Annotated in this window: 21 protein-coding genes and 1 pseudogene; 11 read left to right on the top strand and 11 right to left on the bottom strand. The window is 71.6% G+C overall.

The genetic code is table 11. The features are described 5' to 3' along the window. Position 1: 1 nt before the first annotated feature. On the top strand, positions 2-784 hold the full coding sequence (locus ABZ848_RS20640) for a DUF2993 domain-containing protein (protein ID WP_360833726.1): 783 nt from the start codon (positions 2-4) through the stop codon (positions 782-784). Positions 785-786: 2 nt separating this feature from the next. On the opposite strand, the gene ABZ848_RS20645 is transcribed toward ABZ848_RS20640, so the two are convergent. Next, on the bottom strand, positions 787-1422 hold the full coding sequence (locus ABZ848_RS20645) for a TetR/AcrR family transcriptional regulator (RefSeq protein ID WP_360833728.1): 636 nt from the start codon (positions 1420-1422) through the stop codon (positions 787-789). A gap of 134 nt (positions 1423-1556) precedes the next feature. On the opposite strand from ABZ848_RS20645, the gene ABZ848_RS20650 reads away from it, so the two are divergent. The 6 genes from ABZ848_RS20650 to ABZ848_RS20675 all read left to right on the top strand — a co-directional run bounded on the left by ABZ848_RS20650 (position 1557) and on the right by ABZ848_RS20675 (position 9798). Then, complete coding sequence (locus ABZ848_RS20650) at positions 1557-2702, top strand: VOC family protein (RefSeq protein ID WP_360833730.1); 1146 nt, start codon at positions 1557-1559, stop codon at positions 2700-2702. Between the two features lie 29 nt (positions 2703-2731). Continuing rightward, positions 2732-3670: a fumarylacetoacetate hydrolase family protein gene (locus ABZ848_RS20655; RefSeq protein ID WP_360833732.1), complete on the top strand. Its 939-nt coding sequence runs from the start codon at positions 2732-2734 to the stop codon at positions 3668-3670. 19 nt (positions 3671-3689) lie between these two features. Then, complete coding sequence (locus tag ABZ848_RS20660; protein ID WP_360833734.1) at positions 3690-5270, top strand: bifunctional 3-(3-hydroxy-phenyl)propionate/3-hydroxycinnamic acid hydroxylase; 1581 nt, start codon at positions 3690-3692, stop codon at positions 5268-5270. Further along, complete coding sequence (locus ABZ848_RS20665; protein ID WP_360833736.1) at positions 5267-7234, top strand: acetoacetate--CoA ligase; 1968 nt, start codon at positions 5267-5269, stop codon at positions 7232-7234. Before ABZ848_RS20660 ends, ABZ848_RS20665 begins: the two co-directional genes overlap by 4 nt. Then, positions 7231-7584, top strand: a complete 354-nt coding sequence (locus ABZ848_RS20670; RefSeq protein WP_360833738.1) for a DoxX family protein — start codon at positions 7231-7233, stop codon at positions 7582-7584. Before ABZ848_RS20665 ends, ABZ848_RS20670 begins: the two co-directional genes overlap by 4 nt. Positions 7585-7665: 81 nt before the next feature. Continuing rightward, positions 7666-9798 (top strand): SpoIIE family protein phosphatase, encoded by a 2133-nt coding sequence (locus ABZ848_RS20675; RefSeq protein WP_360834128.1) that lies wholly within the window; start codon positions 7666-7668, stop codon positions 9796-9798. Here ABZ848_RS20675 and ABZ848_RS20680 read toward each other — a convergent pair. From ABZ848_RS20680 to ABZ848_RS20695, 4 genes are all read right to left on the bottom strand, one after another. Beyond that, entirely contained in the window at positions 9780-10433 is a 654-nt protein-coding gene (locus ABZ848_RS20680; protein WP_360833740.1) for a TetR/AcrR family transcriptional regulator, read from the bottom strand. The two genes, ABZ848_RS20675 and ABZ848_RS20680, sit on opposite strands and share 19 nt — an antisense overlap. A gap of 342 nt (positions 10434-10775) precedes the next feature. Beyond that, a complete protein-coding gene (locus ABZ848_RS20685) occupies positions 10776-11117 on the bottom strand; it encodes an ANTAR domain-containing protein (RefSeq protein WP_360833742.1) in 342 nt (113 codons plus the stop codon). A gap of 111 nt (positions 11118-11228) precedes the next feature. Further along, positions 11229-11666 (bottom strand): DUF2267 domain-containing protein, encoded by a 438-nt coding sequence (locus tag ABZ848_RS20690; RefSeq protein WP_360833744.1) that lies wholly within the window; start codon positions 11664-11666, stop codon positions 11229-11231. Positions 11667-11997: 331 nt separating this feature from the next. Further along, entirely contained in the window at positions 11998-12429 is a 432-nt protein-coding gene (locus ABZ848_RS20695; RefSeq protein WP_360833746.1) for an Hsp20/alpha crystallin family protein, read from the bottom strand. Positions 12430-12557: 128 nt separating this feature from the next. On the opposite strand from ABZ848_RS20695, the gene ABZ848_RS20700 reads away from it, so the two are divergent. Continuing rightward, positions 12558-13190, top strand: coding sequence for a type III effector protein (locus ABZ848_RS20700; protein ID WP_360833748.1), 633 nt, complete (start codon positions 12558-12560; stop codon positions 13188-13190). Between the two features lie 102 nt (positions 13191-13292). Here ABZ848_RS20700 and ABZ848_RS20705 read toward each other — a convergent pair whose 3' ends face one another. The 4 genes from ABZ848_RS20705 to ABZ848_RS20720 all read right to left on the bottom strand — a co-directional run bounded on the left by ABZ848_RS20705 (position 13293) and on the right by ABZ848_RS20720 (position 19107). Continuing rightward, positions 13293-14135, bottom strand: coding sequence for a lysozyme (locus ABZ848_RS20705; protein WP_360833750.1), 843 nt, complete (start codon positions 14133-14135; stop codon positions 13293-13295). 42 nt (positions 14136-14177) lie between these two features. After that, the gene (locus ABZ848_RS20710) at positions 14178-16511 is read right to left on the bottom strand and encodes a glycoside hydrolase family 95-like protein (protein ID WP_360833752.1); all 2334 of its coding nucleotides are present in this window, start codon (positions 16509-16511) and stop codon (positions 14178-14180) included. 99 nt (positions 16512-16610) lie between these two features. Further along, positions 16611-17510: a PfkB family carbohydrate kinase gene (locus ABZ848_RS20715; protein ID WP_360833754.1), complete on the bottom strand. Its 900-nt coding sequence runs from the start codon at positions 17508-17510 to the stop codon at positions 16611-16613. Then, entirely contained in the window at positions 17503-19107 is a 1605-nt protein-coding gene (locus tag ABZ848_RS20720; protein WP_360833756.1) for a PucR family transcriptional regulator, read from the bottom strand. The genes ABZ848_RS20715 and ABZ848_RS20720 overlap by 8 nt, the downstream gene beginning before the upstream one ends. 134 nt (positions 19108-19241) lie before the next feature. On the opposite strand from ABZ848_RS20720, the gene ABZ848_RS20725 reads away from it, so the two are divergent. From ABZ848_RS20725 to ABZ848_RS20735, 3 genes and pseudogenes are all read left to right on the top strand, one after another. Beyond that, positions 19242-20024: a class II aldolase/adducin family protein gene (locus ABZ848_RS20725; protein ID WP_360833758.1), complete on the top strand. Its 783-nt coding sequence runs from the start codon at positions 19242-19244 to the stop codon at positions 20022-20024. A 101-nt stretch (positions 20025-20125) separates the two neighbouring features. Next, a pseudogene (locus ABZ848_RS20730) lies at positions 20126-20399 on the top strand (hypothetical protein); the annotation flags it as partial. Positions 20400-20495: 96 nt separating this feature from the next. Continuing rightward, complete coding sequence (locus tag ABZ848_RS20735; protein ID WP_360833760.1) at positions 20496-22643, top strand: serine/threonine-protein kinase; 2148 nt, start codon at positions 20496-20498, stop codon at positions 22641-22643. A 13-nt stretch (positions 22644-22656) separates the two neighbouring features. Here the strand turns inward: ABZ848_RS20735 and ABZ848_RS20740 are convergent, their stop codons facing one another. Together ABZ848_RS20740 and ABZ848_RS20745 are read right to left on the bottom strand one after the other, a co-directional pair. Continuing rightward, positions 22657-24441, bottom strand: coding sequence for an FAD-binding dehydrogenase (locus ABZ848_RS20740; RefSeq protein WP_360833762.1), 1785 nt, complete (start codon positions 24439-24441; stop codon positions 22657-22659). 188 nt (positions 24442-24629) lie between these two features. Continuing rightward, positions 24630-25718 (bottom strand): PP2C family protein-serine/threonine phosphatase, encoded by a 1089-nt coding sequence (locus tag ABZ848_RS20745; RefSeq protein ID WP_360833764.1) that lies wholly within the window; start codon positions 25716-25718, stop codon positions 24630-24632. Between the last annotated feature and the right edge of the window lies 1 nt (position 25719).

The raw sequence follows: 25719 nt of genomic DNA on the forward strand, positions 1-25719 counted from the left end.
CATGTACCAGTCCCACCCCGACGAGGAGTACGTCGGCGAGCCCTACTACGGCGACGGCTCCCTGTACGCGAGCCCCCCGACCCGGACCAGGCGACGCCTGATCATCGTGGCCGCGTCCCTGGCGGCCTTGCTGATCGGCGCCGTCGCAGTCGACCGGATCGCCGCGGCTCGCGCGGAGAACCGCACGGCCAAGGCCTTCCAGGACGGAATGGGAACCGCCGATCGTCCATCGGTGCACGTCAGCGGCTTCCCCGTGCTGACCCAGCTCGCAAAGGGCCGTCTGGACCACGTCGACCTGACCGCCCACGACATCCCGGCGAACGGCACGACCCGGCCCCTGCCGGTGACGAAGCTGACGGTCGGGATGGAGGGGCTCAGGACCTCGGGGAGCGCCGACGAGGCACATGCCCGCAGCGTCCAGGCGACCGCACATCTGTCGTACGCGGACGTGTCGAGCGCGCTCGGCGTGCAGGTGTCGCAGGGCGACGGGTCGGGCCGGGTCGACGCGACCGCGAGTCTGCCGCTCGTCGGCGACGTGACCGTGAGCGCGGCCGTATCGGCGGCGAGCGGCAACCGCATCGCCTTCACGGACGTACGGGCGGAGCAGGGTGAACTGCTCCCCCCGCTGAAATCACTGCTCGACAAGGCCCTGGACGAGCCCATTCCGCTCCAGAACGTTCCCGAAGGGCTGCACCTTCGCTCGGTCACGACCACCGGGGAGGGGATCGACGCCCGCTTCACGGGCCGCTCGGTCACCTTCCGCCCGGACTCGTCGTCCGCTTGAGGTCAGTCGAGGTCGGGCAAGGGGCGCCGGGCGACCTCGTGGGCGTCGTCCGCCGGCAGGCCCAGCATGCGCAGGACCATCTCGGCGAGGTTCACGGCGGCCTCGTCGCCGTCCACCTCGGGACGGGCGAATCGCAGCTCCACCAGGGACAGCAGGGTGCCGCCCAGCGCGGACAGGGCGACCGTGGGGTCGACGGCGGTGAAGCGGCCGGAGGCCATTCCGACCTGGAGGTCGCGCAGGGCCCGCCGGGCGAGACCGTTGTCGGAATGGATGTGGCCGAGACCACCACGGCGCAGGACCTGCATCAGCTCCGGGTGGGAGTCGGCCATGCGGGCGCTCAGCCGGAAGCCGGCGGCGACGAGTTCCGCCGGGTCGTCGATCCCGGCCAGGCGCTCGTCGAAGTTCTGGCCGAACTCCTCCAGCGCGTCCACCACGGCCGCTTCGAACAGCTCCGTCTTGGAGTCGAAGTGGTTGTAGAAGGAGCCGAAGCCCACGTCGGCGCGCTCGGCGATCGTCTGGATGCTGGCGCTGGTGTCCCCGGTCTCGGCCAGTATCTGCCGGGCCGCACGGATGAGCGCCTTCCGGGTCTCGGCGCGGCGCCGCTCGAACCGGTTGCTGGGCGGGGCTGACGTAGGCATGCGCGCAGTCTAGCCGCGTAGCGATCGCGATCGCAGTCCTGATGAATTCATCATTTCCTCTCGCGAACACCTTGACGACGAGACTGTCAAACTTGATGATTTCCTCATTACGGCAATGTTGCTCGGAGGGCACCATGTCTGAAACCCGTGTCCACGGGGCCGACGTCATCACGGCCCACCAGGACCTTCACAGCGAGCAGGGCGCCCTGCGGGGCGAACACCCCGGGCGCTCCCGGAACCCCGTCATCAAGGTCGCCGACCTGGCCTGGCTGGAGTTCGAGAAGCCCGACCTGGACCGGGCCGAGGTCTTCGCCCGGGACTTCGGCTTCCAGGTCGCCGCCCGCACCGAGCGCGAGCTGTGGCTGCGCGGCACCTTCGCCGGCCCGCCCTGCATGGTGATCCGGCGCGGGCGCACCTCGCGTTTCATCGGCCCCGCCTTCCGCGCCGCCGAGCGGGCCGACCTGGACCGGCTGGCCCGCGCGACGGGCCGGGACGTTCGGGACGCGGACGTGCCGGGCGGCGGCAAGGTGGTCGACCTGCTTGACCCTTCGGGCTTCCCGGTGCGCGTGGTGCACTGCGGCGAGCGGCTGCCCGCACTGCCGGAGCAGCAGCCGCTGCTGCTCAACTTCGGTACCGATCACCGCCGTACGAACACCACCCAGCGCCCGCCGCGGGAACCGTCCCGTATCCAGCGGCTGGGCCATGTGGTGCTGGAGACAAGGGTGTTCGCCCGCGCTCTGGACTGGTATCTGGACACCCTCGGCATGATCGTGTCCGACTTCCTGTTCCTGGACGGGCAGCGGGGCCGCGGGCCCACGATGGCGTTCATCCGCTGCGACCTCGGCAGCGTGCCGGCCGACCATCACACGCTCGCCATGCACCTGGGACCCGGCACCGGCTACGTCCACTCCGCGTACCAGGTCACCGACCTGGACTCGATCGCGACCGGCGGCGAGTACCTCAAGGAGCGCGGTTACAAGCGCAGTTGGGGCATCGGCCGGCACATCCAGGGCAGCCAGCTCTTCGACTACTGGCGCGACCCCGACCACTTCATGCTGGAGCACTTCGCCGACGGCGACCTGTTCTCCTGTGACCTCGAACCCGGCTGGGCGCCGATGTCGACCAGCGGACTGGCCCAGTGGGGGCCGCCCGCCACCCGCGACTTCCTGGGGGCGAGCCCCTCCCCGCAGCGGGTCCGCGACGTCGTCCAGGCCCTGCGCGGCGACAACGAGATGGACCCCGCACGTCTGCTCGGCCTGCTCAAGGCCGCCAACTCCTGAACCCCCGACTCCCTCACAAAGGCAATGCGATGAGCACCAATGTCCTGCGTACCGCCGACGGCTGGTGGGTCGTCCGCGGCGACCGGGCCGTCCCCGTCGACACCAAGGCCGCAACCACCGCCGAGCTGCTCGCCGACCGCGACGCCGTACGAGAAGCGGCCCTCTCGGACGAAGCGGGTACGCCCGTCGCCGACCTGGTCGCCCTCTCGCCGGTCACCACGCCGTGCCGGGTTGTCGCCCAGATGGTCAACTACCGCAGCCACGCCCGCGATTCGGGCTTCACCGGCGACATCCCGCCCGCGTTCTTCCGCAAGGCGTCCGGCTCGGTCAGCGGCCCCGGCGAGACCATCGTCCGCCCCGCGCACGTGAAATTCCTCGACTACGAGATCGAGCTCGGGCTCGTCATGGGCGCGCCGCTGCCCGTCGGCACCGTCGTCGAGGAGCGGGACCTGCCCTCGTACGTCGCCGGGCTCGTCGTCACCAATGACGTCAGCGCCCGTGACGTCCAGCTGACCAAGACGCAGTTCTACGAGAGCAAGTCGTACCCCACGTTCACGCCCACCGGGCCCCACCTCACGCTCCTTGAGCCGGAGGACTTCGCCCATCTCCTCGATCTGCGGCTGAAGTTGAGCGTCAACGGCGAGCTGCGTCAGGACCGCACCCTGGCCGACATGATCGTCCGCCCGGCGCAGGCGCTGACCCTGCTGGCCCGCTTCCAGACCCTGGACGCCGGTGACCTGCTGCTGACCGGCACCCCCGGTGGTACGGCGCTCAAAGCCCCGCCGAAGGCCGTCGAGAAGATCGGCTCGCTGCTGCCGCCCGCCGTGAAGTGGAAGGCGTTCTTCAAGAGCCAGGCGAAGAACCCGCACTACCTGCGCACCGGGGACGTGATCACGGCGACGATCGCGACGCCGGACGGCCGCATCGACCTCGGCGAGCAGCGCACGCCCGTCACCGACGCGAACTAGGACCCGAGGTGAGCCGCACATGACCGTCGACGAAGCCGCACGTGTGCCCGTCGTGATCGTCGGCGCCGGGCCGGTGGGCGTGACCGCCGCCCTCCTCCTGGCCCGGCGCGGGATCCGCAGTGTTGTCCTTGAACGCCACCGGCACATCTATCCCCTCCCGCGCGCCGTAGCCAACGACGACGAGATCCATCGGATCCTTCAGGCCGCGGGCGTCGGCGAGGAGTTCACCGCGATCTCCCGCCCGGCGGGCGGGCTGCGGCTGCTGGACGCCCGGCACCGCGTGATGGCCGAGTTCCGGCGCTCCCAGCAGGGCCACCACGGCTATCCGCAGTCCAGCATGTTCGACCAGCCCGAGCTGGAACGCGTGCTGCGCGACGCCCTGGCGAAGCGCCCGGAGTGCGAACTGCGCGGTGGTGTGGAGGTCACCGGAGTCGGCCCGGACAGCGCGGGCCCGGTCCGGGTGACCTACCGCGACGACACCGGCGACCACGAGCTGTGGGCCGATGCGGTGCTCGGCTGCGACGGCGCCAACAGCCTCTCCCGGGAGGCGATCGGCGGCATCTGGGAGGACCTGCACTTCGAGGAACGCTGGACGGTCATCGACGCCGAGACGACCGGTCCCGTCCGCTGCTGGGAGGGCGTCGACCAGGTCTGCGACCCGGAGCGGCCGGGCACCTTCATGCGGGTCGACGACACCCGCTACCGGTGGGAGTTCCGGCTCCGGGACGGGCAGGAGACGGTCCGCGAGCTGGTCGCCCCGTGGCTGCCGGCCTCGTACGACGGGGACTTCGAGGTCGTCCGCGAGACGGAGTACACCTTCCGGGCCCGCGTCGCCGACCGCTGGCGCAGCGGACGGGTCTTCCTGCTCGGGGACGCCGCGCACCTCACCCCGCCGTTCGTCGGACAGGGACTGTGCTCGGGGCTGCGGGACGCCCACAACCTCACCTGGAAACTCGCCCGCGTCCTGCGACAGGGCGCGGACGAACGGCTGTTGGACACCTACGAGAGCGAACGCAGACCGCACGCCCGGCATGTGGTGCGCCTCGCGGTCATCATGGGCTGGGCCATGACCGGCGGCCAGGACGGCGCCGCCGCGATCCGCCGCAGGGTGCTGTCCGCGGCATGCCGCATACCCGGTCTGACCGAACGGGCCGGCCGCGACCTCAGCCCGCCCCTGACCGCGGGACCGCTCGTGCGGCGCGGTATCCGCCGGAGCCTGGCGGGCACGATGTGTCCGCAGCCCTGGGTGGACGTCGACGGACGGCCCACCCGTCTCGACGAACTGCTCGGCGACTCCTTCACGATCCTGACCACGGCCGACCCCTCGCCTTCGCTGACCGCGCTCGCGCAGGGCCTCGGCATCCAGACGGTCTCCGTGGCCGGCCTCGGCGACGACGGCACCCTGGCCGCCTGGCTGCGCGCCGGCCGGGCGGACGCCGTCCTGCTGCGCCCCGACCGCGTCGTCCTGGACGTCGTCCCGGCCGACGGCCGCGATTTCACGGACACCGCGGCCTGGGCGTCCCTTCTGCACACCACGCGCAGCCCCCACCCTTCCCCCCGGACCGCCGAGCAGAGCCTGCTGAGGAGCGCCGCACGATGACCAGGCCGTACCCCTTCACGACGCCCGATCCGCAGGCCGTCGCCCACAGCCACATCATGGACTTCGCCCGCCACGTCGGCAGGGGCGGCACCGACTACGCCGCCCTGCACCAGTGGTCGGTCACCGACCTGGAGGGCTTCTGGGCGGCGGTGTGGGAGTACTTCGACATCGACGCGGACACCCCGTACGAGCAGGTGCTGGCCGAGGAACGGATGCCCGGCGCCCGCTGGTTCACCGGCGCCACCCTCAACTACGCCCACCACGCCCTGCGCAACCTCGCCGACGACCGGCCCGCGATCATCGCACTGGACGAGAACGGCTCCGGCTACCAGCTGACGGGCGAGCGGTTGCGCCTGCTGGTCGCGTCCGTCGCCGCGACCCTGCGCGACCTGGGCGTGGGCCAGGGCGACCGGGTCGTCGGCTACCTCCCCAACACCCCGCACGCCATCGTCGCGTTCCTCGCCGCGGCGAGCCTGGGCGCCGTGTGGTCGGTGTGCGGTCAGGACTACGCGCCGAAGGCCGCAGCCGACCGGTTCGGCCAGCTGGAACCCACCGTGCTGATCGCGGCCGACGGCTACCTGTTCAACGGCACCACCCACGACCGTCGCGAGGCCGTCCTCGAACTCGCCGGGTCCCTGCCGACGTTGAAAGCGACACTGCTCGTCGACCATGTCGGTCTGCCCTGGCCCGAGGGCAACTACCCGTCCCTGGTGATCCCGTGGGAGGACGCGGCCACCCGCACCGAGGAACTCGCCTTCACCGCCGTGCCGTTCGACCATCCCCTGTGGGTCGTGTTCTCCTCCGGTACGACCGGGCTGCCCAAGGGCATCGTGCACGGCCACGGCGGTGTCCTGCTGGAACACCTCAAGACCCTCGCCCTGCACTCCGACCTCGGCCCCGGCGACCGCCTCCTCTGGTACACCACCACCCACTGGATGATGTGGAACCTGGTCGTCTCCACCCTGCTGACGGGTGCCACGACATGCACGTACGACGGCAGCCCGGCCCCCTTCGCCAAGCTCGACGTGCTGTGGGAACTGGCCGCCCGACACCGGGTGACCGTCTTCGGCACCAGCCCCCAGTACCTCCTGGGCATGGCCAAGTTCGGCATCGACCCCTCCGCGCACGACCTCTCGTCGATCCGAGTGGTCGGCTGTACCGGCTCCGCGCTGCCGGCCTCCGCCTACCCCTGGGTTCGGGACCACGTCGGCGACCGCGTGCTGCTGGCCTCGATCAGCGGCGGCACGGACGTCGTGTCCGGCTTCGCGGGCAGCGCGCCCAACACCCCTGTCTGGGCCGGGGAGTTGTCGGCCCCGCATCTGGGCGTGGCGCTGGCGGCGTACGACGCCGAGGGCATGCCGGTGGTGGACCAGGTCGGTGAGCTGGTCGTCACCCGGCCCATGCCGTCGATGCCGCTGTACTTCTGGAACGACCCGGACGGCACCCGCTACCGCGACGCCTACTTCTCGGTGTACGAGGGCGTGTGGCGGCACGGCGACTGGATCACCCTCACGGGCCACGGCTCGGTCATCGTGCACGGCCGCTCCGACTCCACGCTGAACCGCAACGGCGTACGGCTGGGCAGCGCCGACATCCACGACGTCGTCGAACGCCTCCCGGAGATCGCCGAGGCCCTGGTCATCGGCGCGGAGGAACCGGACGGCGGCTACTGGATGCCGCTGTTCGTGGTCCCCGCCGCCGGTACGACCCTGGACGACGCCCTGCGCGACCGCATCCGCGAGGCCATCCGCACCGGCGCCTCGCCCCGCCACGTACCCGACGAGATCATCGAGGTGCCGGGCATCCCGCACACCCGTACCGGCAAGAAACTGGAAGTCCCGGTCAAGCGCCTGCTCCAGGGCGCCCCGGTCGAGCAGGTCGTCAACCCGGCCGCCGTGGACGAGCCCGGCCTCATCGACCACTTCGCCCGGTTGGGCGCCGAGCGCCGGAACCGGTCGGCATGAGCGCCGCGCAGATCACGCTCGCCATCGTCCTGGCTGTCGTCTTCCTGCCCCTGGGCCTCGCGAAGATCGCCGCGGCGCCGATCATGCGCCAGGCGGCGGCTCACCTCGGCATGACACCCGGCCAGTACCGCGTCATCGGCGCCCTGGAGGTCGCCGGGGTCGCCGGGCTGCTGCTCGGACCGGCCGCGGGTCCGCTCGGAGTGGCGGCCGCGATCGGGCTGGCGCTGCTGATGGCCGCGGCGGCGGTGGTCCACCTGCGGCACGGCGACCCGCCTGTGCGGGCACTGCCCGCCGTCGTTCTGGCCGTGGCGGCGCTGGCGTACGCGTGTGTGGCGGTCTCCGTGGGCTGACATCGCCCGAAGGCGCGCCGATGACCCGGGCCTGCCGCACGGCGTACCGTCGACTGTGTGGACGTCACGGCCGACGGCCTCATGGCCCGTGTCGCGCGTGAGCTCGCACCGAGGGCGGACGAGCTGATCGCGGAGGTGGCGCGATGCCTTCGGCGTGAGGTTCCGGAGCTCTGGATCGCCCCGGACCTCGCCCGGATGACCTCCGAGAACATCGCGGAACACGTCGTCGGCGTGCTGACCGGACTGGAACTGGGCATCGAGCCGAACGCCATCGAACCACCGCCGGGCGACGTGGAACGCGCGCGTCGGCTGGCCCGGCACGGTACGCCCGTCACTGCGATGCTACGGGCGCACCGGCTCGGCCAGGGGGTCGTCCTCGACAGACTCCTCGCGGAGGTACCGCGGCTGACCGACGACGGCGAGCTGATCAGCGCGACGTCACGCCGGATGATCGAGATGGCCACCGGATACGTCGACCGCGCCTCCGAACAGGGCGTCCTGGCCTTCCAGGAGGAACGGGACCGTCGACTTCAGTGGCGGCTGTCGGTGGTCAACGAGGCCGGCCTGCGGATCGGAACCACCCTGGACATCGCTCGCACCACCCAGGAGCTGGCGGACCTCGCCGCCGGCCGCATCGCCGACTCCGTCACCGTCGACCTGCTCGACTCCGTGGTCCATGGCCACGACACATCCGCGCCGGGCCCGCCCGTACTGCGCCGGATGGCCCAGGGGACGGTGGCGGAAGGCGTCCCCGACCAGGCAGCCGACGTGCAGGAACTCCACACCTGCCCGGCGGGATCCCCCGCGGCCCGTGCCCTGGCCACCGGGCAGCCCTCCCGGTACGAGGACGGCAACCTGTCGACGATGGTGGTGCCGCTGACCGCGCGGGGTACGACCCTCGGCGTCGCCCGGTTCTCCCGCCACCGGACTCCCTACCTCGCCGACCTTCCCGGCCGCTTCAACGACGAGGATCTCCTCCTCGCCCAGGAAATCTCGGCGAGGGCGGCGGTGGCCGTCGACAACGCCCGCCACTACACACACGCCCAGGCCACAGCGCTCACCCTGCAGCGCAGCCTGCTCCCACGACGTACGGCGGAGCAGTCGGCCGTCGAGGTCGCCTGCCGCTACCTGCCCGCCGGCGCCCGGGTCGGCGTCGGCGGCGACTGGTACGACGTGATCCCGCTGTCCGGGGCCCGGGTCGCCCTGGTGGTCGGCGACGTGGTCGGCCACGGCATCCACGCCGCCGCCACGATGGGACGCCTGCGGACCGCGGTCCGCACGCTCGCCGACATCGACCTGCCACCCGACGAGCTCCTGACGCACCTGGACGACGTCGTCATCCGCCTGTCCGCCGAAGCTTCGGGCGACCCGGACGCGGAGGAGACGGTCGGGGACATCGGCGCCACATGCCTGTACGCCGTGTACGACCCCGTGGCCGGTCGCTGCTCCCTGGCCCGGGCCGGCCACGTGCTTCCCGCCGTGGTGAGCCGCGACGGCGCCGTCGACCTCCTCGATCTGCCACCCGGGCCGCCACTTGGCCTGGGCGGCCTGCCCTTCGAGGCGGCGGAGATCGACCTGCCCGAAGGCAGCCTGCTCGCCCTGTACACCGACGGCCTGATCGAGGCCCGCGATCACGACGTAGAGGCAGGCGTCACCCTCCTGCGCCAGGCCCTCGCGCAACCCGCCGCCTCGCTGGAGACCGCCTGCGACACCGTGCTCCAAGCCCTGCTGCCCGCCGACCGGCCCCATGACGACGTGGCCCTGCTGCTGGCCCGCACCCGCACCCTCGGGGACGGCCAGGTCGCGGCGTGGGACGTGGACGCCGACCCGGCGGCCGTCTCGGGAGCGCGTTCGAGTGCTGTGCGGCAACTGACCGCGTGGGGGCTGGAGGAACTCGACTTCACCGCCGAGCTCGTGATCAGCGAACTGGTCACCAACGCCATCCGCTACGGCCGACCCCCCATCCGCTTGCGGCTCATCCACGACCGGGGCCTCCTGTGCGAGGTGTCCGACGCCGGCAGCACCACTCCCCATCTGCGCCGGGCCCGCACCTTCGACGAGGGCGGGCGCGGTCTCCTGCTCGTCGCCCAGCTCGCCGAGCACTGGGGAACCCGCCACGCCAGGCAGGGCAAGACGGTCTGGGCCGAGCTGAACGAAGGCGAACACGCCGGATTCCCGGACCTGACGTCCCTTCTTCAGTCGGCCACGGGCTGAACCAGCTGGGATCCACGGGCCGCCATCCGGGTGGCCGCCTCGTGGACGAGCTGGGCGTGCAGCTCGAACATCGCCTTCAGGTCGACCGCGTCGCCGTTGATCTCCCGCTGGACGAACAGGCCGTCGGCACCGGCGACGACGTAGGTGGTGATGACGCGCACGGCGCCCTCGTCCAGCTCTGGGATCAGGGTTCGGACGACCTCGCTGATCTTCTGGCTCGCGATGTCACGGACCTGGAGGAACACGGTCCGGCCCCGAGGCTCGGTGGGACGGCGCTCCAGGGCGAGCATGAGGCCCAGACGCAGGAAGTCGGGTGCGTCGACCAGTGACTTGGCCACGTTCCCGGCCATGGCCGTGACCCGCTCCAAAGGTGTCCCCGAGTCCTCGCCGGGCAGCTCGAAGGCCGCCAGCCAGGTCTCGAAGCTGCGTTCGATGACGGCGGCGATCAGGTCGTCCTTGTCCTTGAAGTGCCAGTAGATGGAGCTGGCGGGCAGTCCGCACTTGGCGCTGACCGCGGCGATGGAGGTGCCTTCGTAGCCCCGCTCGCCTGCGATGGCCACCGCGGCGTCGAGGATGCGCTGCCGCGATTCCACTCCGTTCGCACGCTTCTTCCGAGCTGTCTGCGCCCTGCTCATGAAGCTGCTCTTCCTGTCGTGCCAGCGCCTGACCGTTTCCGCCTCCACCTTACTGGAGCAACCGTTCCAAGTGGATCGACCACTACATCAGGAACGTCTGCCGCGACGGCGAGCCGAGCCGGCCGGGTGGGCCAACCCCGGTGACGGCGGCGGCTGCCCTTCCCTGGCTCCCCGCCGGCCATTGGGAGGATCGGAGGAGCCTGGCGGTTGAGAGCGGTCGGCTCGCTGACCTGGCCCGATGGCCGGACACCACACCGACCCGTACCAGCTGTGAAGTTGAGTCGCGTGATGGTGGAGGGCTGGGACAGCGATGGGGTGCCCATGGTCGGCTCGTGCGCGTGTTCAGTCGGAGCCCGCCTGAGACAGCGCGGTCTCCAGCGCCTGCCGGATGTCGTCGGACAGCTCCTTGCTGGCGGGCCAGCCGACAATCGCTTCCGCGACCTCCCGCAGTTTGATGTTCGTCTTCTGGGAGACCGTCCGCAGCACGTCAAAACCCTGGCCGGGAGGCAGGCCACCGAGGGATACGACGACGCCGATGGCCTGGTCGATCACCGCGTGCGAGACCACGGCTTCCCGAAGCTGGCCGATCTCCCGCTGCAACTGGCCGATCTTGCGAGCAAGTTCCTCCGGCCCAGGGGTCTCCGCGTCGAACGGCGAAAGCGCCTCCTGGTCGTGCTCCGTCATGTTCGTCTCCTACAGGCTGCACCCGCGGGCCTGATCCATCACGTCGTTCCTGCGGCGGGGCGGACGCGGCAGTGGCTGTCGCTGTCCGCCCCGCCGCACGCTCGCCGCTGATTACGCGGCGGGGGTGAGTTCAGCGCGTCCGAACAACAGCGCGTAGCCGGAGGGGAGTTGGCGCAGGATGCGGGTCAGCAGGTCGGGGCCCGCACAGGCGGCGACGGCGGAGAAGACGGAACCCGTGTCCCATCGCGTCGTGGCCTGCGAGGCGCCGCTGCGGGCGGCGAGGTCCTTGACGAAGGCCCAGCCGGTCAGCTGCTGGGTGGCGGGGACCTGGGCGGTGAGGATGCGTGCGGCCTCGAAGGGCAGGCGAGCGGCCAGTTCTACGCGTTCGTCGCCGGTCAGCTGGCGTCCCAGTCCCGCGAGGACCAGGCGGACGGCTTCCTCGGCCTTCTCACGGGTCGGGTAGGCGCCGTCGTATCGGACCTTCTCCAGCATCTGCTCGTAAGCCCTGTCGTAGGGCTGCTGGAACGGTGCGGGTCGGTCGGACATCACTGCGGTGGTTGCCTTTCTGTCACCAGGGTCGTGGTGCCGGTGTGCGGTCACCGTGGGTGGGTGGTCACGTGGGCCGAGGCCGGCCGAAGAGCAGGCCGTAGCCGGAGGAGAGCCGGCGCAGGATCTCGTGGAGCAGGGCGAGCCGACGCCGGCCGCGCGATCGGCTCCCCGCAGGGCGCCGTATTCGCCGCATTCCTTCATGTCGTCGAGGAACGTCTCTCGTCGCGCGGTCGCCTCGGCCGCACCCTTCTCCTTGCTCTCGGGGTGCGGAGGACGGGCAGGAGGGGGAACAGGTACCCGTCCTCCGCCTTCGAGCCCTCGGCGGTCCGGCTCAGCCGGAGATCTCCTTGCGGCCGGACCCGACGCCGATGGCGATCTTGCGGGGCTTGGCGCGCTCCGCGATCGGAATGCGCACGGTGAGCACGCCCGCGTCGTAGTCGGCCTGGATGTGCTCGGTGTCCAGCGTGTCGGCCAGCACCAGCTGGCGGGAGAAGACGCCCAGCGGCCGCTCGGACAGCTCCATCTGCACGTCGTCGGCCTTCGCCACCGGCCGGCGCTCGGCCTTGACGGTCAGCATGTTCCGTTCGACGTCGATGTCGATCGCGTCCGCGGTGACGCCGGGGATGTCGAAGGCCACCACGTACTGGTCACCCTCGCGGTAGGCGTCCATGGGCATCGGGGACGGCCGCGACCAGGTGCCGGGGCCCACCAGCTGCTGCGCCAGCCGGTCGAGCTCACGGAAGGGGTCAGTGCGCATCAACATCGGAAAACACCTCCAGAGGGTTCGGGCAGTTGCTGCCAATGCGCCTCACTGAAACTGTTGTAGCATGTCATCCATTGGATGACAAACATGATGTCGTCCGGAGGATGACAACCCGAGGGAGGTGCCCCATGACCCCGGCCGACCAGCCGGCTTCATCCAGTGCCGACGCGAACAGCCCGGCATCCTTCTTCGCCGCCGCGGCGGCCCTGGAGGCCATAGACGATGCCCTGCGCGCCGCCCGGCAAGCGGTTCCCGGCACCCCCGGGGCTCACGAGGTCGGCCCGGACCAGGCCCTGGCCTCCCTCCTGCTGCTCCGGCAGGTGCGCGAGCGGCTCGCCGGTTGGGAGACCGGCCTGATCGAGACAGCCCGGGACGCGGGAGCCAGCTGGGCCGACCTCGCCCACCCCCTCGGGGTCGCCAGCCGCCAGGCCGCCGAGCGCCGCTACCTGCGCGGACGTCCCGGCCCGGCCGGAACCACCGGTGAACAACGCGTCCAGGCCACCCGCGAACGCCGCGCCGCCGAACGCACCACCGTCGCCTGGGCCCGCCGCAACGCGGCCGACCTGCGCCGCGTCGCCGGCCAGATCACGGCCCTCACCGACCTGCCGGAAGCCGCCCGCACCCCGCTCAGCCAACTCCACGCGGCCCTCGCCCACGACGATCCCGCGGAGCTCATCGACCCCCTCCACGCCACCCGCCCCCACCTGACCCGCACCCACCCCGACCTCGCCGCACAGCTCGACACCCTCACACCCCCCTGACCCCGCACGGCCCGGGCGGCCCGGGCGGGATGTCGGCGCTCGACGTACCGCGAGACCTCCTGAACCAAGGGCTCCCCACGACGTGCGGGGGCATGCCGCCCGTCAGTCGGCCGCGAAGTCCTTCAGCCCGTCGGCGGTGCCGTTGTAGCGGTCGTGGTCGCCGACCGTCTGGCCGGACGAGGTGTACTGCCACATGGTGTACGACGACCAGCCCGCCGGAAGCGTCCCGACCGAGGAGGCGTACCGGGCGACCCAGAGGGGGTTGGTCGTGCCGAATCCGGTGTAGCCGCCGGTGCAGCTGGTCCACCATGAGGTGGACGTGTAGATCACGGCCGCGCGGCCGGTGCGCGCCTTGTAGCGGTTGAGGAAGTCCCGGATCCAGCCGACCATGCCGCTGCGGGAGAGGCCGTAGCAGGAGTCGCCGTAGGGGTTCCACTCGATGTCGAGGGCGCCCGGCAGCGTACGGCCGTCGGCGGACCAGGCGCCGCCGTGGTCGACGAAGTAGTCGGCCTGCGCGGTGCCGCTGCTGGAGTCGGGGGCGGCGAAGTGGTAGGCGCCGCGGACCAGGCCGACGTCGTAGGCGCCGTCGTACTGCCCGTCGAAGTACGGATTCGTGTAGGACGTGCCCTCGGTGGCCTTCGTGTACGCCCACCTGACCCCGCTGCCCCACAGGGTGGACCAGGCGACGTCGCGCTGGTAGCTGGAGACGTCGACGCCCTCGGTCTGGACGGCCCTTGCCGCCGGGGGCACGGCGTCGGGCCGGCCGTCGACCCCGTCGTGGGCCATCACGCCGATGCCCATGTAGGCGCTGCCGCGCTCGGGTATGGACTCGCCGGCGGAGGCCGGGGTGGCCGAGAGGACGGACAGGACGGCGAGGAGGCCGGTCAGGGCCGCGGTCAGCCGCAGGCCCGGGCGACCGCGCCCCGGAGATATGGATCTTTGCATGTCCTCATCTGACCCTCGGTCGGGCCCGTCCGCACGTCATGCTCAGCCGACCGGCAACCCCCAGCGCGGCGCGTCCCCGTTCGGGCGTACGGGCGCGACGGTGAGGTCGGGCCGGTCGCCCTTGGCGGTGATCAGGGCCGAGTCGCCCTTCCGCAGCGTGACTTCGATCGCACCGTCGCCGGCGTCCGTGTAGTGCAGGGGGCGGCCGTGGCCGTCCCGTACCTGGATCGGCCCGGGGATGCCGTGCCGTACGACGCAAGGTGCGCCCGCCTCGCTGAGCAGGCGTACCCAGCGGGTGGTGCCGCCCTCGCGGCGGGCGCTGAGCAGGAAGGCACCCTGGGTGCGGAAGTCGTGGACGGCGGCGTCGGTCCAGGCGGCGGGCAGTGCGGGGAAGACGCGGATGATGCCGCCCCAGGACTGGCAGAGCATGTCGTGGAGCGACTGGGCGGCCGAGAGGGGTGTCTCGATGACCGGGCCGGACTCCTTGTACATGGTGTTGGGCTGGATGAAACGGGTCATCAGCTGGCCGAGGTAGGTGAGCGCGTCCTCGCCCTTGCCGAGCAGCGCGGACATGGAGGCGGCTCCGGTGAAGGTGTAGCCCTGGAGGGCGCCTTCGAAGCCGACCCAGTGGGCGAGGGACTTCTCGATGAGGGCGCGTTCGTCGGGTGTGCGGCCGGTCACCTCGTACAGCGGGTAGACGGCGAGCAGGTGCGAGTAGTGGCGGTGCGACTTCGCGAAGGGGATGTCCGCGCCGATCATGAAGCCGTTCGCGTCCGTGGGGTACGCCACCCGTTTCGCGAGGACCTCACGCCAGCGGGGAGCCAACGGGTCGTCGATGCCGAGGAGTTCGGCGGTCTGGATCAGGGTGGTGCAGCCCCAGGTCAGGAGCATCAGGTCGTAGTTGCAGTCGCGGGAGTTGCCGCCGTACTCCGGGGAGAAGGTGGCGGGCAGGTGGAGTCTGCCGTCCGGGCCGGGCTCCAGGAAGTGCAGGTAGTAGTTGATCGCCTTGCGGAGGAGGGGGAAGAGGACGTCCCGGAGGATCGACTCGTCCATGGTGTGGCGGTAGCTGAGCCAGACGTTGTGCAACGCCCAGGTCAGGTCGCCTACTTCGGGGGTGGGCGGGTCCTGGCCGGGGATGCCGACGCCGTAGCCGGTGAGGGTGCCGGCCGCGCCGTTGACCAGGTGGGGGTCGGTGGTGCGCGGGATGCCGAGCGAGTCGGCGCGGTAGGGCTGGGCGACCTCCTTGGCGAGGTTGTCCCGGTACTCGCTCAACGCCCTGGTGATCGCGTCGAGTTCGAGGTGGTTGGAGCCGTGGATGAGCCAGTACTCCAGTTGGGCGTTGAGGTTCCACCAGGTGTTGGGCCATGGCGTGGGCTCCAGCCAGGGGCCGCTGGTCGCCATCACGGGGGCGTCGCGGCGGGCGGCGGAGGCGGCCTTGTAGAGCTGGATCCAGTAGAAGCGCTGGATACGGGCGTCGGGGAGCGAGAGGAAGCTCTTGCGGTAGTAGGCGTGCCACCAGGTGCGGTGGGTGCCCGCGAGGGCGGAGTACGGCAGCGCGGCGGCGGCGCGGATGGCCTTGAGGGCCCGGTTCAGGGCCGTGGTCTGCGGGTACGAGTGCGCGACATGCGCGTAGAGCGTCCTGGTGCGGCTCCTGGACCGCTCCTGCCATGCGGTGACGTGCTGCCCGCCCGACAGCAGGGGCTGTACGGCGGCGTGCACCCCGTCGTGGTCGGTGACCTCGGCGGGCGGGTTGCCCTGGTAGCCGTCGGGCAGTGGTTTGAAGCCGGCCCGGGGGCTGATCGCGTCGGCCGGGTGGAACACCCAGCGGAAGTCGCGCTCGCCCTCGCTCGGAGTGACCTCGACGGCGAGGACCGAGCGGTCGTTGTGGACCAGGGCACGCAGGGCGAGGGTGCCCTTCTCGGTGGTGAGCGTGCCGGTCAACTCGGCGTCGTGCAGGGACAGTCGCCAGTCGAGGGCGGTGATCGCGCCGACCGGCTCCAGTGTGAAGTATCCGATCGGCAGCCGGGCCAGCCCGAACAGGGAGCCGAACTCGGGGCGGTGGTCCTGCACTTCGGAGTGCTGGACGTTGAAGCGGACGGCGGTCGAGGTCGCGCCGGGCTCTGCGTAGATGCCGGAGCCCAGGAAGCCGTTGCCGAGGAACGGGCCCTCGTACCAGGCCGTCGGCATGCGCTGCCAGACGAGGTCGGCGTCGGCGAGGACGGTACGCCAGGGGTCGGCGGACGTACTTACGGCGGCAGGCTCCTCGGCCGCCGTCGCCGGGGTGGCCAGACCCGCTGTCAGAAGTGCTCCGCCGAGGGCGGATCCGGTGGCGAGGACGGTGCGTCTGGACGGTTCGGATGCGGCGGGGCAGGACACGTTGCCTCCAGGCGGCTCTGTGATTCATCGGAGCTATCCCGCGTTGCAACATAGGGATGGGGCCAGGCCGCGTCAATGGAGCTGGAGAGATCCGATGTGTCAGGGTCGCATCCAGGCCCGGGTTCCGAACGAGGCACACGCCCGCGCCGCCACCTCGGCCGCTCCCCGCAGCGCCGCCGCGAAGCCGTCGGACGTCGACTTCCCCTGCGCGGCGAGGTGATGAGCGAGCGCACCGTGCAGAAAGTCACCCGCGCCCAGCGTGTCCACCACCGGGACCGAAGGCACCTCCACCGTGCCGCCGCCCCCGTCCGGCCCCTCCCAGACGATGGGCTCCCCTCCCCGGCTGACCGCGGCCCACGCCACCCCGTGCCGGCGCAGGAACCGCAGCGTCTCCGCCGGAGTGCTCGTGCCGGGCGGGTGAAAGTCGGCCGAGCAGACGGCGACGTCGATCGACGCCAACAAGTCTTCTGCGCCGTCCTTCCAACTGCCCGCATCCAGCAGGGTCGTTCGTCCCGTCGCACGTGCGGCCCGGGCTGCCGCCGATGCCAATTCCCTGTGGTGGCCGTCGAACTCGACGATGTCGCAGGCGGCGACCTGGGTCTCCAGGTCGTCGGGCGGCGCGAGCCGGTGGGCCGTCGCGTTGGTCGAGGCGACCGCGCGCTCGCCGCTCGACGCGGTGACCAGGATGGACGACACGGCGGGCGGCTCGGCCGAATCCGCTGCCAGATCACGGACGTTCACGCCGAACCGGTCGAGGTCCGCTGTGGCGGCGAGGCCCAGTGGGTGCGATCCGATCGCCGTCAGCAGCCGGGCCGTCCCGCCGAGGTGCGCGAAGGCGACGGCCGCGTTGGCCGCCGGGCCACCCGCGGCGACGGTCTGCTCACGGGCCGTCAGTTTCTCGTTGGGGCCCGGCACATGGTCCACGAGCTGGATGACGTCCACCGTGCACAGGCCGACGAACAGCCCCCTCGGCCGTGCCCCGCTCACTGCTTCACTCATCGACGCCCTCTCCCCTGCCGGGTCGTTCCCCCGGCAACCACCGCAGGGCGAACCAGAGTTCCATCCGTACGTCGAGATCGTCGAGGTCGGCGTCGAGCAGCTCGGCCGTCTTCGCGATCCGGCGCCGGACCGTGTTGCGGTGCAGTTCCAGCGCGGCGGCCGTGCGGTCCCAGTTGCCGTGCTGGGCGAGCCAGGCGCGCAGTGTCTCCAGCAGCACGGCCGGCCCGGGTGCGGGGGTGTCGGCGAGCGGGGCGAAGCGGGCCCGGGCCAGCGCCACGGCGTCATCCACGCCGACCAGGGAGTGCAGGCTCAGTTCCTGCTCGCGGTGCCGGGCCCAGGGCGCGCCGGCGGCGATGGCGTGGCGCAGCATGCGGTCGGCCTGCCGGTCGGCGATCGCCAGGTCCGCGGCGGCGACGGGTGCGCTGAGGCCGAGGGTCCAGCCCAGCCGGGCGACCGGCACGAGGTCGGGCAGTGCGGCGCCGGCCGGCAGCAGTCCCCGTAGACGGAGGCCGTCGACGTCGAGGTACGGCGTGCCCAACGCGGTACCGAGGGCGGCGAGTTGGGCCGGATCGGCGCCGGGGCGGCTCGCAGCTCCGGCATTCGGAGACGAGAGGCGGCCGTGGATGACGGTCCAGGTGTCCGTGGTCCGTGCCGTGGATGCCAGCAGCGGAGCCACCTCGACCGGGTCGTGGCCGAGCATCAGGCGGACCAGGGCGGCGGCCGAGTGCGTGTCGGTGCCCAGGGCGTGCCGGGGCGTGGTGAGCAGGGAGAGCAGGACGAGGGCGGTGCCGGTGACGGAGCGGTGCACTGCCGTGGGCGCGCGAGCGGCGGCGATGCCGAGGACGAAGAGGCCGTCGGTCGTCCCGGCCGGGAGGGTGTGCACCGTCAGATGGAACTCGGCGTGGTGCTCGGCCGCCGCCGTCGGCGCTTGCGGCCGCCCACCGCGCCTGCCCGGTCGTACGCGGGTCATGGTCTCGGTGGCGAGCGCGTGCAGGTGCTCGACCGCTGGCTCGGCCGGACGCGTCCCGGCGGCGAGGAGCTCCCGCCCGTGCGGGTCCAACAGGACCGTCCACGCGCCCAGATGCGAGGCGAGCCGGTGCAGTACCGCCTTGAGCGCGTCGGGGCGTGCCGCGGCGGTGGCCAGAGCGGCCTGGGCCTCGGCGATCTCGCGCAACTCCCGGTGCCGGGCCTCGGCCATCGCCTGGTGGGCGGCGTGGTTGACGGCGACGAAGGGGGTGTCGGGCGGGATACGAAGCAGGGGCAGCCCGTGCCGGTCGCAGGCCGAGCTCAGGGCCGGCGGGACCTCGTCGTGCACGGGCGCGACGCCGAAACCGAGTGCCGCGATGCCCGCCTGGACGAGACGGCGCACGTAGGCATCGACGGCCTGGTCCGTCCGCGGGAGGCGGACGCCCGCGATGAGCAGCAACTCGCCGCCGAGGAGGTAGGGCGCAGGGTCCTCCAGTTCCGTGGTGCCGATCAGGCCGACCAGTCGGTCCTCGCGGGGGCCCGCGATCTGTTCCAGCCCGAGGCCGGGGTCGGCGAGCAGGGTGCTCAGCAACACGGTGGGCGTGTCCGGTGCCAGCGAGGTCGACGGCATGAGCTGTTCCTCGGATCCCGTGCGGCGGGATGATTCATCCCTTTGTCACCAGGATATGAGATGGATCCGACACTGGGGTGGCACGGCGGACGCGCCTACGGTTGCCGGGAACCCGACCCCAGGAGCCGTCGCCCATGACCGTCACGACCGCGACCACAGCCCCTCACCCCGTCGCCGAAGAGCAGCGTCTGCGCCGTGAACTGGCCGCCGTCTACCGGCTCGTCGCGCACTTCCGCATGACCGACCTGATCTTCACGCACATCTCGCTGCGGCTGCCCGGCCCCGACCACCACTTCCTGATCAACCCCTACGGTCTCCTCTTCGAGGAGATCACCGCCTCGAACCTCGTCAAGATCGACCTGCAGGGCAACCCGGTCGAGCCGACGCCGTACCCGGTCAACCCGGCGGGGTTCGTCATCCACAGCGCGATCCACGCGGCCCGCTCCGACGCGCACTGCGTGCTGCACACCCACACCAGGGCGGGCTGTGCCGTGGCCGCCCAGCGGGACGGACTGCTGCCGGTCAATCAGATGTCCCTGGAGTTCCACGGCCGCCTCGGCTACCACGACTACGAGGGCGTCGCCCTCAACCTGGACGAGCAGCGCCGCCTGGTCGCCGACCTCGGCGACCACAGCGCGCTCGTCCTGCGCAACCACGGGCTGCTCACCGTCGGCGAGACGCCCGGTCAGGCATTCCTGCGCATGTACTACCTGGAGAAGGCCTGCGAGATCCAGGTCACCGCCCAGGCCGCGGGCGCCCCGCTCATCCTCCCGCCCGCCGACGTCCGCGAGCGCGCCGGCCGCCAACTTCGCGGCGAGGACCACGGATCCGACCTCCAGGACGACGAGGCGTACGACCTGGCCTGGCAGGCCCTTCTGCGTCTGCTCGACCGCATCGCCCCCGACCACGCGGACTGACCCTCCCCGCAGCCGAAGATGGTCACCCTTGGGCAGCTGTTCGGATGGACGTCGGCCTTCCGCTCCCGACCGTTGGCGTTCGGCTCTCACCGTTCTCCGGCACCGCCGCCACCTTTGGTACGCCCATCGAGCTGGACCTCGACGGGCTGTCGATCCGCGACCTCCGCCGCAACTCCCTCAACCAGTATCTGATCCTTGCCGGTTCGTGGGCCGCGGACGACAACAGCGACCCGTACGCCCCGTACTCCTGGGACGCGGTGGCCGGGCACCAGCCGGTGAAGGTGCTGGACCTGCCGACGACCGACGCGGGCGGCTGGGAGTCGAACCCACCCGGAGTGGCAGAAGTCCCGCAGCACCTGGTTCACCCTGGGCTGACCCGGCGCCGGGTCGCCGGACGGACAGTAGAGTGAACGGTCCATGTCACAAAGGCCGATCGCATCCGTCCAGGCCACACCCGGTGAAGGAGACACGGTGACCCTGCGCGAGAACGATCCGCGGACCGTCGGCGGATACCGGATCGAAGCGCGCATCGGCACCGGCGGCATGGGCGTCGTCTACCTCGGCCGGTCGGTGTCGGGGCGGGCCGTCGCGGTGAAGGTCGTGCACGCGAAGTACGCGGAGAACGACGACTTCCGGTCCAGGTTCCGGCAGGAGATCGCGGCGGCCCGGCGGGTGAGCGGAGCGTTCACCGCGCCGGTCCTCGACGCCGACCCGGACGCGGAGCGGCCGTGGATGGCCACCGCGTACGTGCCCGGTCACACCCTGGCCGAGCGGGTGACCGAGGAGGGCCCGCTGGACTGGCCCTCCCTGCGCCGCCTCGGCACCGAACTCGCCGAGGCACTGCGGGAGATCCACCGCGCGGACGTGGTCCACCGGGATCTCAAGCCCGGCAATGTGCTGCTCCTTGAGGGGGGCGGCGAGGACGGGGCGGTGCGGGTCATCGACTTCGGCATCTCGCGCGCGGCGAGCAGCGACGTCCGTACCCAGACCGGCATCGTGATGGGCTCGCCGCCGTTCATGGCGCCGGAGCAGTTCAGCAGCCCCCGCGATGTCGGTCCTGCCGTGGACGTCTTCTCGCTGGGCGCGGTTCTCGTGTACGCGGCCACCGGGCGCAGCCCCTTCGAGGCGGAGAACGCCTATCTCGCCGCGTACAACACCGTGCACAGCGAGCCCGAGCTCGGCCGACTGCCGCAGCCCCTGCGGCCGTTGGTGTCCCTGTGCCTCGCGAAGGAGCCGACCGCGCGGCCGACCTCGGCCGAGGTGCTGGAGACGCTGGCCGCCCTGCCGGAGGACGTGACCGACGAAGAGCCGGCGGACAGCCCGGCGCCCGTGGTCACGGAGACGGCGACGACCCTGCCGCCCGCAGCGGAGAAGAGCAGGCCGCGGGGGAAGAAGGTGTGGCTCGCGGTGGCCGGCGCGGCCCTGCTGGGCCTCGCGGGCACGGTCATCGGGGTCAACCTCGACGACGCCCCGGCGGCGAGCCCGGGCCGGGCCGGCGTCCGGGCGACCGGGGCTTCGGCCGTACCGGCGGGCTGGAAGCCCTGGCACAACGCGCTCAAGCCCGACAAGGACGACCCGATGAGCATGGGCATGGGCTCGTCCTGCACCCCGGATGCCCTCGGCGTGTTCTGCTCCTCCCCCACGGTCGCGCTGATGCGGCTGAGCTCCGCGACCGGGCAGGTCGACTGGACCAAGCCGATGAGCGACAAGAAGGTCGACAGTTTCTCGCTGAACAAACCCGTCGTGCTCGACGATGTGGTGTACGTCAACAGCGCCGACCGCAACGAGGGAGTGGACGCCTTCGACGGCCGGACCGGCAAGCGGCTGTGGCATCTGGACGGCCCCGTCGGGGAGTTCGACGCACTGGGCGGCGTACTGCTCGTACGCCTGGACAAGCTCACGCTCCCGGAGGCGGACGACGGCGCGAACTATGCGGCGTACGAGCCCCGCACGGGCAAGGAGTTGTGGCGGCGAACGCTGGCCTCGAAGTCGGCCCAGCCCTTCTACGAGGGCTCGGCCGGAGTGCTGTACGCCGATCTGCGCGGCGGCACCGGCCGGATCGCGCGGATCGACGCCCGCTCGGGCAGAACCCTCGGCCAGGTCACTCCGCCGAAGGGCGATCTGTGGCTGGCCACGGTCCACGACGGCACCGCGTACTACGCGCGCTGGGAGGACAACACCGGCGTCTCGGCCGCCTTCTTCATCCAGGACCTCACCAGCGGGAAGACCCGCCGTATCGACTTCCCCTGGAGCGTCGAACCGGAGGCGCCGCCGCTCGTGCGCGGCGACACCATGTACATCTTCGACTACGGCAACGAGACGCTGCTCGCCCTCGACCTCAAGCGCGGCAAACCACTGTGGACCAGCTCCCGCGACCTGCGCGTGTTCAGCGAACCGTCCCTGCACGACGGGCGGTTGTACGTGAATCTGCCGGACACCAGCGTCATCGCCCTGGACCCGCGCACGGGCAGGGAGATCGGCCGTACGGCGCCGTCCTTCGACACGGAGGGCACCTCGTTCGAGGAGCTCTCCCCGAGCGGGACGCCACCGCTGCTGGTGGGCCGGGTGCTGTACGGGGTCAGCGGGCCGGGGGTCTTCTCGGTGGCCGACGTGACCTGACCGGCGGCCTCGCTCAGGTCGCCGTCGCCTCCGCGGCGGCGCGGCCCGCCGCACGCCCGGAGAAGAGGCAGCCGCCCAGGAAGGTGCCCTCCAGGGACCGGTACCCGTGCACCCCGCCTCCGCCGAAGCCGGCGACCTCACCGGCCGCGTACAGACCGGGCACCGGCGTACCCGTGGCGTCGAGGACGCGGCCCGACAGGTCGGTCTGGAGGCCGCCGAGGGTCTTGCGGGTGAGGACGTTGAGGCGTACGGCGATCAGCGGTCCGGCGCCGGAGTCCATGATCTTGTGGGCCGAGGCGGTGCGGCTGAGGGAGTCGCCGACGTAGGTGAGCGCGTTGCGGATGCCCATGACCTGGACGTCCTTGGTGTACGGGTTGTCGATCTCGCGGTCGCGCGCCTCGATCTGGCGTTGCAGGTCGTCGAGTTCGATCAGGTTGTCGCCGGTGAGCTTGTTCATCCCGCGCACGAGCTCGGACAGGGTGGTCGCGACGACGAAGTCGACGCCGTTCTTCTTGAACTTCTCGATCGGCTCCGGGGTCTGCCAGATCCGCGAGAGGAGCTGCCAGACGTCCTTGTTGGTGAGGTCGGGGTTCTGTTCCGAGCCGGAGAGCGCGAACTCCTTGGCGAGGATCTTCTGGGTGGTCACGAACCAGGAGTAGTCGTAGCCGGAGGCGGTGATCGAGCCGAGGGTGTGCAGGGTGTCGTAACCCGGGATGTCGGGCGTGCTGAAGCGCTTGCCCGTGGCGTCGAACCACATCGAGGACGGGCCGGGCAGGATGCGGATGCCGTGGTTCGGCCAGATCGGGTCGTAGTTCCTGAGGCCCTCGGTGTAGTGCCACATGCGGTCGGGGTTGACGATGCGTCCGCCGGCCTGCTCGGTGATCGCGAGCATCCGCCCGTCCACGTGCGCGGGCACGCCGGTGACCATGAACTTCGGCGGGGTGCCGAGACGGGCCGGCCAGTTCTGCCGCACGAGATCGTGGTTGGCGCCGATGCCGCCCGAGGTGACGACCACGACCGGGGCGCGCAGTTCGAACTCGCCGACGACGGTACGGGAGCTGGGCTTGCCGCGGGCCGCGTCGCTGGGCTCCAGGATCGCGCCGCGTACGCCGGTGACGGTGCCGTTCGTCGTGACGATGCCGTCGACGCGGTGGCGGAACCTGAAGGTGACCTTCCCGGCCGCGACCGCCGCACGGACCTTCTTCTCGAAGGGTTCGACGACGGCGGGGCCGGTGCCCCAGGTGACGTGGAAGCGGGGCACCGAGTTGCCGTGGCCGTCGGCGAGGCCGCCGCCGCGTTCGGCCCAGCCGACGATCGGGAACCACTGCACGCCGAGCCCGGAGAGCCAGGAACGCTTCTCGCCGGACGCGAAGTCCACGTACGCCTCGGCCCACTTGTAGGCCCAGTGGTCCTGGCCGGAGGGGTCGTCGACACCCCGGTCGAAGCCCGCCGTGCCGAGCCAGTCCTGCCAGGCGAGGTCGTGGGAGTCCTTGACGCCCATCAGGCGCTGTTCGTCGGAGTCGACGAAGAACAGCCCGCCGAAGGACCAGTACGCCTGCCCGCCCAGGCTCGCCTCGGGTTCCTGGTCGAGAAGCAGCACCTTCCGTCCCGCGGCCGCCAGTTCGGCGGTGGCCACGAGCCCGGCGAGTCCGTGGCCCACCACGATGGCGTCCGCGTCCTGCGCCTCCGTGGCGAAGGCGGGCGCCGTCTGGGCGAGGGTCGCCGCGGCGAGGACTCCCCCGGCCGCCGTCAGGGCGTGGCGCCGGGTGATCGCGGCCGGGACCGAAGCGTTCTGCATGGGCTGCCTCCCGAAGAGGACGGAGGGACCGGAGATGCGCCCGGTGCCACCGTGACGACCAGGGGTTACCGACGGTAGCCCAGAGAGTCGGGTACCGCCAGAGCGCGCTTTCTACGAACTCCGTTGCAGGGCAGGGGAATTGGGCCCGGCGAACACCAGCAGACCTTGTCGCGGTCGGAATCCGCAGCTCATCCGACGGCCGCGCACTCCTCCGGGGCGTGGCTGTGGTAGCGGAGCAGGAGCATCGCCGCGTCGTCGTGCGGCGGGCCGGCGGCGTGCCGGACGACGTCCTCGCGCAGGCTGTCCAGGGCGCTCTGGGCGTCGGCCTCCTTGAGGAGGTACGCGCGCTCGCCGAGCGGGTAGAAGGTGCCGCGGTCGTCGCGTGCCTCGCTCACGCCGTCGGTGTACAGCAGCAGTTGCTCGCCCGGGGCGAAGCCGACGGGGAAGGGCTTCGGGCTGCAGTCCCCGTATGTGCCCAGGCCCAGCGGCAGCGCGTAGGCGGGCGGCAGGGGGAAGTCGGCGGTGCCGTCCTCGTGCACGACCATCGGCGGCGGGTGCCCGTAGTTGAGGAAGACGACCTTGTGGTCGGCGCCCACCTCGGCGAGGATCGCGGTGACGAACTTCTCCCCCTCCAGCACCCGGTCCACGCTGCGCTCCAGCCGCTCGCCCAGCCGCACCAGGTCGGGCTCCTCGTGCGCCGCCTCGCGGAAGGCGCCGAGCACCACGGCGGCCGTCTCGACGGCGGCGAGGCCCTTGCCCTGCACATCGCCGACGATCACCCGCACCCCGTGCGGCGAGGCGACCACCTCGTACAGGTCGCCGCCGATGCGGGCCTCCGCGACGGCCGAGGTGTACGACACCGCCGCCTGCAGGGGCCCCGCGGTCAGCGGCACCGGCCGCAGCAGCACCCGCTGCGCGACCTCCGCGATCGACCGCACATTGGCCAGCTCGGCCTCCCGGCGCCCGCGCATCACGGCGGCCGCGATGCCCGCGCCGGTCACCCCGACCACGGACACCATCGCCATGAAGCCCCGGCGCTCCTGGAACAGCCCGTCGTACAGGCCGAGTGCCACACACAGCAGCAGGGCGGCGGCACCGAACACGGCGGTACGGCGCCAGCCGCCGACGAGTCCGGCGAAGGCGGGCCCCAGCGAGGCCAGCGGCAGGAATCCGAGGCCGGGCCCGGTGAGGACGTCGCCCACGGCCACGGTCGCCATCACCGCGACCGGCAGCCAGGCCAGCACGGTGTGGCTGCGCTGCGGCTTTGTTGCGGCCATG

Origin of the sequence: Streptomyces sp. NPDC047081, assembly GCF_040643775.1 — a bacterium.
Classification (GTDB): Bacteria; Actinomycetota; Actinomycetes; order Streptomycetales; family Streptomycetaceae; genus Streptomyces.